Origin of the sequence: Roseomonas sp. CCTCC AB2023176, from assembly GCF_042259275.1 — a bacterium.
Classification (GTDB): domain Bacteria; phylum Pseudomonadota; class Alphaproteobacteria; order Acetobacterales; family Acetobacteraceae; genus Roseomonas.
In genome coordinates, this window is record NZ_CP170086.1 from 1,876,735 (window position 1) to 1,889,010 (window position 12,276).

Sequence of the window (12,276 nt, forward strand, 5' to 3'; positions counted from 1 at the left end):
GCGGAAACGCCGCCGGACCATGAACTGGCCACCCGAAGGTGGGCCTTTTCCGCGCCGCTTACAACCGGAAGCGGTGGCGCGGGTCCTGACGATTCCGCGAAACCGCTGGCGTTCCGCGGTCCGGCCGGGCATATGGGGCGCGCCGGGCAGTCCTTCTCAGGTCTGCCCGCCCTCCGCGCAGGCGGTGGGCTGACAGGAACCACCGCGCCGCGGCGTTTCCGGCCACATGGACCCCCGACCCGCGGGACCTTTCGAGAGAGAGGGCGGGCGGACCCCATGCCGCCCGAGACGCCGGGCATCCCCACCCGGGTCACCCGGGGGAACGGGGGCAGGCGGACACCCCCTTCATCCCACGCGCGCGCACCCACACCCCGCCGGCCCCGGAATCGTTCCGGGCGCCGCGCGGGGCGACAGGACGCATGCATGTTCGAATCCTATTTCCGCAAGGACATCCCCTGGGGCGGCAAGACCCTGACGCTGGAGACGGGCAAGATCGCCCGCCAGGCCGACGGCGCCGTGCTCGCCCGCCTCGGCGACACGATCGTCCTCTGCACCGCCGTCGGCGCGCGGGGCGTGAAGCCCGGCCAGGACTTCTTCCCGCTGACCGTGAACTACCAGGAGAAGACCTACGCCGCGGGCAAGATTCCCGGCGGCTTCTTCAAGCGTGAAGGCCGGCCTTCCGAGGCCGAGACCCTCATCTCCCGCCTCATCGACCGCCCGATCCGCCCCCTCTTCCCCGATGGATTCCGGAACGAGGTGCAGGTCGTCGCGACGGTCCTGTCGCATGACCTCGAGAACTCGCCGGACATCGTCGCGATGGTCGGCTGCTCCGCTGCCCTGACGCTCTCGGGCATCCCCTTCTTCGGCCCGATCGCCGGCGCGCGCGTCGGCTACGCCGCGGGCGAGTACATCCTCAATCCCACGATCGAGCAGATCAAGACGAGCGAGCTCGACCTCATCGTCGCCGGCACCGCCGAGGGCGTGCTGATGGTCGAATCCGAGGCGAAGGAACTGACCGAGGACGTGATGCTCGGCGCCGTGCGGTTCGGCCACGCCGCCTTCCAGCCGGTGATCCAGGGCATCATCGAACTGGCCGAGCGCGCCGCGAAGGACGCCTGGCCGATGCCGGAGCCCTCCGAGGCCGAGGCCGCGCTGAAGGCGAAGATCTCCGAACTCGGCCGCGCCGCGATGGCCGAGGCCTACAAGGAGACGCAGAAGCTCGTCCGCCAGGGCAAGGTCTCCGCGGTCAAGAAGGACATCGCCGCGAAGCTGGAGGCCGAGGGCATCGACGCCTCCGCCGCCAAGGGCCTGATGAAGGACCTCGAGGCCGACGTCGTCCGCGGCAACATCCTCGACACGGGCATCCGCATCGACGGCCGCGACACGAAGACCGTCCGCCCGATCGTGGCGGAGGTCGGCATCCTGCCGCGCGCCCACGGCTCCGCCCTCTTCACCCGCGGCGAGACGCAGGCGCTCTGCGTCGCGACCCTCGGCACGGGCCAGGACGAGCAGATCATCGACGCCCTCGCCGGTGAATACCGGGAGGACTTCATGCTGCACTACAACTTCCCGCCCTACTCCGTGAACGAAACGGGCCGCATGGGCTCCCCGGGCCGCCGCGAGGTCGGGCACGGCAAGCTGGCCTGGCGCGCCATCCATCCGCTGCTGCCCCCGAAGGAGCAGTTCCCCTACACGATCCGCGTCGTGTCGGAGATCACGGAGTCCAACGGCTCCTCCTCCATGGCCACCGTCTGCGGCACCTCCCTTTCGCTCATGGACGCCGGCGCGCCGCTCGTGCGCCCCTGCGCCGGCATCGCGATGGGCCTGATCAAGGAGGACCGCGGCTTCGCCGTGCTCTCCGACATCCTCGGCGACGAGGACCACCTCGGCGACATGGACTTCAAGGTCGCGGGCACCGAGCAGGGCATCACCGCCCTGCAGATGGACATCAAGATCACGTCCATCACCTTCGACATCATGAAGACCGCGCTCGACCAGGCGCGTGACGGCCGCGTCCACATCCTCGGCGAGATGGCGAAGGGCCTGTCGGGCTCCCGCAGCGACGTCGCGGTGACCGCGCCGCGCATCACCGTCATCACCGTGCCGAAGGAGAAGATCCGCGAGGTCATCGGCACCGGCGGCAAGGTGATCCGCGACATCGTCGAGCGGACCGGCACGAAGATCGACATCGAGGACGACGGCACGATCAAGATCGCGTCCAGCAGCACGGAAGCGACGCAGAACGCGATCGACATCATCCGCGGCATCACCGCGGAGGCCGAGGTCGGCGCGATCTACACCGGCACGGTCGTGAAGGTCGCGGATTTCGGCGCCTTCGTGAACTTCCTCGGCAGCAAGGACGGCCTCGTCCACATCTCCGAGCTGAACAACGAGCGGGTGTCGAAGACCTCCGACGTCGTCTCTGTCGGCGACAAGGTGCGCGTGAAGGTCATCGGCTTCGACGACCGCGGCAAGGTCAAGCTGTCCATGCGCGTCGTGGACCAGGCGACCGGCGCCGACATCACGGAGCAGGTCGGCGCCCGCCGCCCCCGCGCCGAGGGTGAGGGCGAGGGCGGCGAAGGCCGCCGCGACCGCAGCGACCGGGGCGGCGACCGTGACCGGGGCGGCGAGCGCCGCCCCCGCCGCGACTGACCCGAACCGCCGGCCTGGGCGGGGGACCAACTCCCCCGGCCGGGCCGGCACCGCCCGGGCCTTCCCTGGCTCGGGTGCCGTCATCAAAGGCGGTTGATCCGTCGCGGCGTGGAGGCGGAACGATGGGGGGCCTTCCCTGTTCCCGCAGCCGACGCGCGGCCATATATTTCCGAACATGTCAGCCCGGTGACACGATGCCCGGGACGTCGGGGACAAGGCACGAACAGACCGTGAAGGCGATCAATCCCATCCGCATGGGCGGTGTCGAAGTCCTGCCGCTCGTCGAGGGCGGCAAAGGCGTGTCCGCCTCCAACGGTGCGTCCTGCGGCGAATGGGCCGCGGAGGGCGGCATCGGCACCTTCTCCGCCGTCAACGCCGACAGCTACGACGCGGGCGGCCGCGTCATCCCCCAGCTCTACCACGGCCGCACCCGGCGGGAGCGGCATGAGGAACTGGTGGCCTACGGCATCGCCGGCGGCATCGCCCAGGCGAAGGAGGCCCACGAGCGCGCCGGCGGCCAGGGCCGCATCCACGCCAACATCCTCTGGGAGATGGGCGGGGCCGAGCGCGTGATCCGTGGCATCCTCGACGGCGCCAAGGGGATCGTCCACGGCGTCACCTGCGGCGCCGGCATGCCCTACAAGCTCGCGGACATCGCGCGCGAATACGGCGTGCACGTCTACCCCATCGTCTCCTCCGCCCGCGCCTTCAACGCCCTTTGGAAGCGCGCCTACTCCAAGGCTTCCGAATGGCTCGGCGGCGTGGTCTACGAGGACCCCTGGCTCGCCGGCGGCCATAACGGCCTCTCCAACTCCGAGGACCCGCGGCGCCCCGAGGACCCCTACCCCCGCGTCCTCAAGCTCCGCCAGCAGATGCGCGAGTTCGGCCTGGGCGAGGTCCCCATCATCATGGCCGGCGGCGTCTGGTGGCTGGAGGAATGGCAGGACTGGATCGACAACCCCGAACTGGGCCCGATCGCCTTCCAGTTCGGCACCCGCCCCCTCGTGACGCGCGAAAGCCCGATCCCCGATTCCTGGAAGCAGCGCCTGCTGGGCCTGAAGCCGGGCGACGTGTCGCTCCAGAACTTCTCCCCGACCGGCTTCTACAGCAGCGCCGTCCGCAACGACTTTCTGATGGAACTGGAGGGCCGCTCCGCCCGCCAGGTCGCCTATTCGACCGAACCCATGGGCGAGCACGCCGTCACCTACGGCGTCGGGCCGCGCAAGCGCCCGGTCTACCTCGTCTCCGCCGACCTTGACCGCGTGCACCAATGGGAAGCCGACGGCTTCACCGAGGCCATGCGCACCCCGGACGAGACCCTTATCTTCGTCACGCGCGAGGAATCCAGCGCCATCCTGAAGGACCAGGTGGACTGCATGGGCTGCCTGTCGCAGTGCCGCTTCTCCAACTGGTCGCAGCATTCGGAAGACCACTCGAACGGCAAGAAGGCGGACCCGCGTTCCTTCTGCATCCAGAAGACGTTGCAGGACATCGCCCATGGCGGCGACACCGAGCGGAACCTCATGTTCGCCGGCCACAACGCGTACCGCTTCGCGCAGGACCCGTTCTACTCCAACGGGTTCATTCCCACCGTGCGGGAACTCGTCGGCCGGATCGTGACGGGGCGCTGACCCGCCGGTCTTGCCCCCGGGCGCCTCGCGCCCTGGAATGACGATGCGGGGCCGGGAAGGGCACTTCCCGGCCCCGCACCGCGTTCGGGGGGAAACAGGATGTACGTCGGCACGCAGGTCCCGGCGCGGGACGACGACGACTACCGCGTCTTCGCGCAGCTCGGCGTCACCCATGTCTGCGCCGACCCGCCCGGCAACCCCCACGACTGGACGCTCGAAATCCTGCTGCGCCACCGTGAGCACGTCGAATCCTTCGGCCTCACGCTGGACATGGTGCAACTGCCCCTGTCCTCCCGCCCCATCGATGAATCGCAGTCCCCGGACATCCTGACCGCGGGCCCGGAGCGCGACCGCCAGATCGATTCCATCTGCCGCCTGATCGAAAACCTCTCCCGCGCCGGCATTCCCGCCGCGAAGTACAACCTGAACATCATCGGCATCCCCCGCACCCCGCTCGAAGCGGGCCGCGGCGGGTCGCTCAACGAGTCCTTCCGCTGGGACCGCGCCGACCAGGCCGCACCGCCCACCATCGCCGGCGTGCTGCCGGAAGAAGAGAACTGGGCCCGTATCGACCACTTCCTCGAACGCGTCGTCCCCGTCGCGGACGCCAACCGCATCCGCCTGGCCTGCCACCCGCACGACCCCTACACCCCGCCGGGCTTTCGCGGCGTGACGCGCGTCCTCGGCACCGTCGAGGGCCTGAAGCGCTTCGTCGGACTGCGGGAGAGCCCGTATCACGGCCTGAACTTCTGCATCGGCACCGTCGGCGAGATGCTGGACGACCCGGCGCGCGAGGTCGGCGACGTCATTCGCTGGTTCGGCGAGCGGGGAAAGCTGTTCAACATCCACTTCCGCAACATCCGGGGACGCAAGCTGAGCTTCATGGAGACCTTCCCCGAGGAAGGCGACATGGACATGGTGCAGGCCGTCCGCATCCTCGACGACGTCGGCTACGCGTACATGCTGATGCCCGACCACGTCCCGAAGATCAGCGGCCGCGACCCGCAGGGCGTCGCATTCGCCTTCTGCTACGGCTACATCGTGGCCCTTCTGCAGGCGCTGAAGGCGGAAAAGCGGGCATGAGCGAGTTCGACGGCAAGCGCGTCCTCATCACCGGCGCCGCCGGCATCTACGGGCGCTGGTTAGCGGCGGCCTTCGCGAAGGCCGGCGCGCGCCTCCTCCTCTCCGACAACCGCCCCGACGCGCTCACCCGGACGGTCGCCGACCTCAGCCTGCGCGACACCCTGACCCACGCCACCGAACTGCTGGACGACGCCTCCATCGCCGACCTCGCCGCGACCGTCGCGCGCGAATGGGGCGCACCCGACATCGTCCTGAACAACGCGGGCATCTACCCCGGCAAGCCGCTGCTCGAGACCGAGGCCGCCGACTACGACGCGATGTTCGGCATCAACTGCCGCGCGCCCTTCCTCATCGCCCGCGACATGGGCCGGCTGATGATGGCGCAGGGCGTCCGCGGCAACATCGTCAACATCGGCTCCGGCGCCTCGCGGAAGATGCGCCCCTCCCGCGTCCTCTACTGCACCTCCAAGACCACCCTCGAACGCCTCACCAAGGGCTTCGCCCTCGAACTCGCCGAGCACGGCATCCGCGTGAACCTCGTCGAACCCGGCTTCGCCGCGGGCTCCGAGGTCACCCCGCTCTCCGAGGAACACATCCGCACCACGACCGCCAGCATCCCCCTCGGCCGCCTCACCGCACCGGAGGACGCGGCGAATGCCGTCATGTTCCTCTGCTCCTCGCGCGCCTCCTACATCACCGGCACGGTTCTGGCGGTCGAGGGCGGGAACTCCCTCCGCGCGTGACGCGCATTATGGTCCGGTGAGGCGCGTCAGCAGGTCCTGCGCCAACACGCGGCGCTCCCAGATTTCTCGCGCCTCGAGCCGAATGCCCGTCGGAAGCGGACGACCTGGCGTTGGCATGTCGGACAGGTCCAGGTCCTCACGGGCTTCGGACAGGATGAGGCTCAGATCGATGCGAGCGGCCATCCCCTCCTCCGTGCAGTACCTCGCGTCACCCAGGGCGACGCCGATGTCGTCGAGCCAAGCGCTTCGGCTCGGATGCTCAGGCCCACCCGCGACACGAAGCGCTCCATCAAGAGCTTTGCGGAGCAGGGTGCGAGCCTCGCGCAACTCGGACGCTCCTACGCCCTCTACCTCCCGATCAGATTGGGCCAGTCGATCCCTCGCACGTCTTCGCCCTGCTGCAAGCGGCGAGGCAGGTCGGCCCGGGTCGCCGACCAGCCAACAATGTTCGTCCAGTAGGGGTCATCCTGCATCGCGGTAGCAGAATAGAAGGAGCGCTGACCGGATGCGCCGTCCGCACGAGGCCGGCAACTACGACACCGCCAGCGCCCGCAGCGCCGGCAGGTCCACCTTCCCCAGTGCCGTGCGCGGCAGGTCCGTCACCGTGACGACGTGATGCGGCTGCTTGTAGCGCGCGAGCTTCCCCTCGAAGTGCCGCAGCACCGCCTCCGGATCGTAGCCCTCGCCGGGGACGACGACGGCCACCGGAACCTCCCCCCATTGCGGATGCGGCACGCCGCAGACCGCGCCCTCCGCGATCCCCGGCGCATCGACCAGCACGCGCTCGACTTCCGCAGGATAGACGTTTTCCCCGCCGGAGATGATGACGTTGTTCAGCCGCCCGACATGGTGGAACCGCCCGGCCTCGTCGCGCATCGCCGTGTCGCCGGTGCGGAACCAGCCATCGGCCAGCGCGGACGCGTCCACCGCCCCGTCGCGCCAATACCCCAGCATGACGTTGGGCCCGCGCACCGCGATTTCCCCCGCGACGCCCGGCGCGACGGCCCGCCCTTCCGCGTCCACCGCGACGGCTTCCGTCAGCGGCGCCGGGAAACCCAACGCGCCCGGCGCCGCCAGGGCGTCACGCTCATCCTGCGCGATCGCGATCGGCGCCGTCTCCGTCGCGCCATAGACGTTCTGCACGGGCATCCCGCGCGCCAGGAACGCCTGCACTGCCCGCGCCGGAAGGTCCGACGACCCCGCCGCGACCGCGCGCAGCGACGAAAGGTCCGCCTCCGCCCAGCGCGGATGCCGGATCAGCGCGCTCATCACCGCCGGCACCAGCAGCGTCAGCGAGGGCCGCTCCCGCTCCACCGCGTCGAACCAGGCCTCCGCGTCGAAGCGCGAATGCAGCGTGACCGTCGCACCGACGGACAGCGCCGGCAGCGTCTGGATGTTCAGCCCGCCGACATGGAACATCGGCAGCACCGTCAGCACGTGATCCTCCGCCGTCAGCCCGAAGACCGAAGCGGCGTTGCGCGCATTGGCCGCGACCGCCGCGCCGTCCAGCACAGCTCCCTTCGGCCGCCCCGTCGTGCCCGAGGTGTAGACGACCAGCAGCGGGTCGGATGCATCGCCCACCGTGATGCCCGCCTGCCGCTGCGGTAGCGGCTCCGTCGGGTCCATCACGAAGTCGCCCGCGTTCACGCCCTCCGGCGCGAGCCCCCGCGCCGCATCGCGATGCGACCGCGGCGCGACCAGCAGCCGCACGCCGGCATCGCGCAGGATCCAGGCCTGCTCCTCCGCCGCCAGCCGCCAGTTCAGCGGCAGCATCGCGGCCCCCAGCCGCGCCAGCGCGAACAGCACGACGAGCTGCGCCGGATGGTTGAACCCCAGATACCCCACGCGATCCCCGCGCCGGACCCCCCGCGCCCGCAGCGCCGCCGCCATGTCGCGCGCCAGGCCGTCGAGCGCGCCGAAGGACAGCACCCCGCCCTCATGCCGCAGCGCCGCCTCGTCGGGCCGGTGCAGCCCGGGCCACGTCCAGACCGGCGGAAACGCAGCGGCCCGCGCCGGATCGCGCGGCGGCGCAGGCGGCGCCTCCGGCGCTGTCTCGACGGAAAGGAACCCGATCAGCGGCCCGAGCGAGGCATCCGCCATCGCCGGCGGCAATCTCGGCAGCGCGCTCGGCAACGGCGCGGGCACGGGCCGCGGCGGCTCCTTCTCCGCCAGCAGCCGCGCCAAGCCCCGCAAGCCCTTCGCAGCCGCCTCTTCGAGGCTCATCCCCTCGGCCGCCGCCTCGGCGCCCGGCCGCGCGATGCCCATCCCCTCGCGCTCCGCCGTCACCGTGTCTGCCGGCTCGTCGCCTGGCCGCGCCCCGACGATACCCTCGCGCACGGCGCCCCGCGGGTCGGCCGCCTCCTCGTCCGGCCGCGCGGCGTCCATCCCCTCGCGCCCCGCCACGTCCCGGCCCGCCAGCAGCACGTCCGGCCTCACGACGCCCGCGCCGCCGGGCTGCGACGTCTCCCGGCCCGCCTGCTCCCGCGCCGCACCCGCGAGGCCCGGCCCCACCGGAGCGCCCGACGCGTCGTCAGTCATTCGTCTCGCCCCGTTCGTACAACGCGTCGCGCCCGATGCGGTCCAGGCAGAGCTCCGCCGTCCAGGGCAACATCAGCGCGCCGCAGCGGCTATCGCGGAAGATCCGTTCCAGCGGAAGGGTCTTCAGCATCGCCTGCCCCCCACAGGTCCGCACCGCGAGCGACGCGATCGCATGCGCATTCTCCATCACCGCGTGCTGTGCCGCCCAAGCCCGCAGGACGGAATCCTTCGACGGATCCGGTCCCGCCTCCGACACCGCCTGGAACCACAGCGCCTTCGTGGCTTCCAGCATCACCCGCATCTGCGCCACCGCGATCTGCTTCGTCGGGTACATCCGCCGCTTCACCGGCGGCGTCCCCGGCTGTTCCCCGCGCAGGTAGCGGACGCAGAAATCATACGCCGCCTGCGCCAGCCCCATGTAGGTCGGCGACAGGGTCAGGAACATGTGCGGCCACCGGATCGCCGCCTGCGCGTAGGCGCCCTCCGGCATCAGCAGCGAATCCTCCGGCACGAAGACGTCCTGAAAGATCAGCGTCCGGCTGACCGTCCCCCGCATCCCCAGCGGATCCCATTCCCCCACGACGGACACCCCCGCCGCCTTCGCCGGAACGCCCAGGTACAGCGTATCCCGCCGCGACGGCTTCCCATCCCCCCGATCCTCGGTGGCGAGGATGCCGTAGTGATCCGCATGCCCCGACAGCGAGGCAAAGATCTTCTTCCCGTTGACGACGAACCCGCCCTCGACCCGCCGCGCCGTGGTCCCGAAGGCCGCCCCACCCGCCGCCGCCGCCCCGCCCTCCGAGAAGGGCTGCGAGTACACCGCCCCCTCCCGCACGATCTGCGCGAACTGCCGCGCCCGCCGCACCCGATGCGCCGCCCGCGCGCCCTCCTCCATCTCCAGATCATCCGTGAGCGGCCCGGTCCACAGCGTCGAGCACACGTGCATGTTCCACGTCAGCGCCGTCGCCCCGCAGGCCCGCCCGAACTCCGCCGCAGCGAGGCAATAGGTCCGGAAATCCGCCCCCATCCCCCCCTCCTCCTCCGGCACGCAGATCGCGAGCCACCCCTCCCGCGCCATGTCCGCATAATTCTCCGCGGGAAACGCCGCCTCCCGGTCCCACCGCGCGGCACGCGGCGCCAGTACGCGCCCCGCAAACTCCCGCGCCCGCCCCACGATCTCCGCCTCCCGCGCCCCCAACCGCCACGCCCGCGGCTCGAAGATCGGCGCATCCGTCGCAACGCCGGCAGGCAAAGCATCCATGGTCAGCCTCCCTCGTGCACGGGAACCCCGTCCCGCACGACAACCTCACCATCCAGCATGATCGTGCAGCCCCGGACCGGCAGGTCGAAATGCCCCTCCGTAAACCGCCCCGCGAACTCGTTCGCCCCCGTCGAGAACAGGAAGTTCCCCGCCGCGCAGCGCAGCTCCGTCCCGTTCGTATCCCGCCGCCCATACATCGCCAGGGCCTCCCACCGCGCCCGCGGATTCAGCCCCCACCCCACATGCGACACCGCATAGGCCGCCCGAGACCCCTCCACCTCCGCAAAGGCCGCGAGATACCGCCGCATCACCTCCGCATCCGTCCCGGCCCCCTCGACCGCCACGACATGATCCTCCTCGATCACCAGCCGCACCGGCGCCTCCAGGTACCGCTTGAACGTCAGGTTGATGTCCCCCGCATCCAGCACGACCACCCCCCGCACCGACCCCGCCCGAGGAAACGACACCACCACCCCGCCGGGCCAATGCGCCACCGTCCCCGGCCGGTCCGTCCACCCCCAGACCCCCGCCGTCGCCGCCCCTTCCATCGCAACCGTCAGGTCGGTGCCGGCGGCCGAGGTCACCCGCATCTCCCGCGCCCCCCGCAGCCGCTTCACCGCCGCCTTCACCGGCACCTCATCCCCCACCCGAGGCACCAGCCGCGCCAGCGCCTCCGGATGCTCGTCCGACACCATCATGACCCGCGACCCAGCCTTCAGGATCGCCGGCAACTCCGGCGCATGCAGCAACCCCTCGACGGTCAAATCCAGCACCACCGGACAGGCGGCCAGCAACGCCATCGCCCCGGGATGCCCCCGCAGGGCCCGCGACGCCCCCGTGGACCGGATCGGCAGCGCCCCCACCGGCGGCATCGGCACCACGCACCGCACGGGCCGAGCCCCCACCCGCAAACAAGCCAGCTCCGCCAGGTCGAGGTTCACCCCCCGCGACCCGCTCTCCCCCAGCACCGCCACCGGCATGCCCGGCGCGACCGCACAGAGACGCAGCACCTCGGCAAACGCCTCGACCCACTCATGCTCGATCCGGTCGTGCAGGGCCGCCTCCCAGGCTCAATCCATGAAAACGCATGAAACACCGCTTCGCAACCACCGAATCGCGGCGCACACTCCCCCCGTGCCCCACCGCGCCGCTTTCCCGGACGCCCCCGCCGACCCGGCCGACGCCGCCTCCTTCATCCAGGACTACCTCCTCTACCTCCTGGCACGCGCGTCCCAAGACCTCTCCGCCGAGTTCCACGCCCGCCTCCGCCGCATGGGCTTCTCCATCCGCGAATGGCGCGTCCTCGCCACCCTCTCCGGCCCGGCCGGCGTCACCGTCGGCACCCTCGCCGAGGCCTGCCTCACCCAGCAGCCCACCATGACCAAGCTCCTCGACCGCATGGAGCGCGCCGGCCTCGTCGCCCGCACCGCGGACCCGGGGGACCGCCGCCGCACCACCGTCACCATCACGACCGCCGGCCGCACCCGCGTCGCCGGCATGCTCGCCGCGGCCCGCGCGCATGAGGCCGAAATCCTCACCCGCCTCGGCCCGATCGGGGAGGACCTGAAAGACGCCCTCCGCCGCCTCCTCGCGCATCCCCGGTAAAGGGGGCCCGCTGAACGGCCCCCCCCTGAACGGCCCTCCTGAACGGCCCCGCTGAATGGCCGGCGACGCCACCCCACCTCCCCCGCCATGCCCGACGCCCCGCACCCCCTCCTCGTCGTCTCCGACACGATCTGCCCCTGGTGCTGGATCGGGAAGCGCCGCCTGGATGCCGCCATCGCCACCCTCGCCGCCGAAGGCCTGCACTTCGAGAGGCGCTGGCACCCCTTCCTCCTCAACCCCGACATGCCCCCGGGCGGGATCGAGCGCGCCGAATACCGCCGCCGCAAGTTCGGCAGCGCCGAACGCTCCGCCGCCCTCGACGCCCGCGTCGCCGGTGAGGGCGCGAAGGAAGGCCTGGCCTTCCGCTTCGACCGCATCGCCCGCACCCCCGACACGCGCGGCAGCCACCGCCTGATCCGCTGGGCGACGGAGGTGGCCGGCCCCGCCGCCGCCGACACGCTCGCCGAGTCCTTGTTCCGCGCCTACTTCGAGGAGGGCCGCGACATCGGCGACCCCGTGACCCTCGCCGCCATCGCCGGCATCGCCGGCCGACGCCGACGCCGCCGCGTGGCTGGCGGGCGACGCGGAACGCGAGGCCCTGGAGGCCGAGATCGCCCGCGTCGCGGGCCTTGGCGGCGTCCCCGCCGTGATTTTGGGCCGCCACCTCGTCATCCACGGGGCAAAGCCGGCGGCGGAGGCGGTGGTAGCGTTACGGGAGGCGGTGGGGCGGCTCACAACTACGGTGGGATGATCTAAAAGCCGT

10 protein-coding genes are annotated in these 12,276 nt (G+C 71.3%); 6 read left to right on the forward strand and 4 right to left on the reverse strand.

The window, feature by feature from the left end:
• Window positions 1-423 precede the first annotated feature (423 nt).
• The 4 genes from pnp (at window position 424) to ACE7GA_RS09405 (ending at window position 6,109) form a co-directional block, all read left to right on the forward strand.
• Complete coding sequence (pnp, locus tag ACE7GA_RS09390) at window positions 424-2,652, forward strand: polyribonucleotide nucleotidyltransferase (RefSeq protein ID WP_376098771.1); 2,229 nt, start codon at window positions 424-426, stop codon at window positions 2,650-2,652.
• A 230-nt stretch (window positions 2,653-2,882) separates the two neighbouring features.
• Window positions 2,883-4,283 (forward strand): NAD(P)H-dependent flavin oxidoreductase, encoded by a 1,401-nt coding sequence (locus ACE7GA_RS09395; protein ID WP_376098773.1) that lies wholly within the window; start codon window positions 2,883-2,885, stop codon window positions 4,281-4,283.
• Window positions 4,284-4,382: 99 nt separating this feature from the next.
• A complete protein-coding gene (locus ACE7GA_RS09400) occupies window positions 4,383-5,366 on the forward strand; it encodes a mannonate dehydratase (RefSeq protein ID WP_376098775.1) in 984 nt (327 codons plus the stop codon).
• Window positions 5,363-6,109 carry an SDR family NAD(P)-dependent oxidoreductase gene (locus ACE7GA_RS09405; protein ID WP_376098777.1) on the forward strand — a complete coding sequence of 249 codons (747 nt, stop codon included), beginning with the start codon at window positions 5,363-5,365 and terminating at the stop codon, window positions 6,107-6,109. The genes ACE7GA_RS09400 and ACE7GA_RS09405 overlap by 4 nt, the downstream gene beginning before the upstream one ends.
• 6 nt (window positions 6,110-6,115) lie before the next feature.
• Here the strand turns inward: ACE7GA_RS09405 and ACE7GA_RS09410 are convergent, their stop codons facing one another.
• The 4 genes from ACE7GA_RS09410 to ACE7GA_RS09425 form a co-directional block, all read right to left on the reverse strand.
• A complete protein-coding gene (locus ACE7GA_RS09410) occupies window positions 6,116-6,292 on the reverse strand; it encodes a hypothetical protein (RefSeq protein ID WP_376098779.1) in 177 nt (58 codons plus the stop codon).
• Window positions 6,293-6,640: 348 nt separating this feature from the next.
• Complete coding sequence (locus tag ACE7GA_RS09415) at window positions 6,641-8,647, reverse strand: class I adenylate-forming enzyme family protein (protein ID WP_376098781.1); 2,007 nt, start codon at window positions 8,645-8,647, stop codon at window positions 6,641-6,643.
• On the reverse strand, window positions 8,640-9,908 hold the full coding sequence (locus ACE7GA_RS09420; RefSeq protein WP_376098783.1) for an acyl-CoA dehydrogenase family protein: 1,269 nt from the start codon (window positions 9,906-9,908) through the stop codon (window positions 8,640-8,642). Before ACE7GA_RS09420 ends, ACE7GA_RS09415 begins: the two co-directional genes overlap by 8 nt.
• Before the next feature lie 2 nt (window positions 9,909-9,910).
• Window positions 9,911-10,918, reverse strand: coding sequence for a 2,5-dihydroxypyridine 5,6-dioxygenase (locus ACE7GA_RS09425; RefSeq protein ID WP_376098785.1), 1,008 nt, complete (start codon window positions 10,916-10,918; stop codon window positions 9,911-9,913).
• Between the two features lie 124 nt (window positions 10,919-11,042).
• On the opposite strand from ACE7GA_RS09425, the gene ACE7GA_RS09430 reads away from it, so the two are divergent.
• Window positions 11,043-11,513: a MarR family winged helix-turn-helix transcriptional regulator gene (locus ACE7GA_RS09430; RefSeq protein WP_376098787.1), complete on the forward strand. Its 471-nt coding sequence runs from the start codon at window positions 11,043-11,045 to the stop codon at window positions 11,511-11,513.
• Window positions 11,514-11,600: 87 nt separating this feature from the next.
• Window positions 11,601-12,269: a DsbA family oxidoreductase gene (locus tag ACE7GA_RS09435; protein WP_376098789.1), complete on the forward strand. Its 669-nt coding sequence runs from the start codon at window positions 11,601-11,603 to the stop codon at window positions 12,267-12,269.
• The last annotated feature ends 7 nt before the right edge of the window (window positions 12,270-12,276 follow it).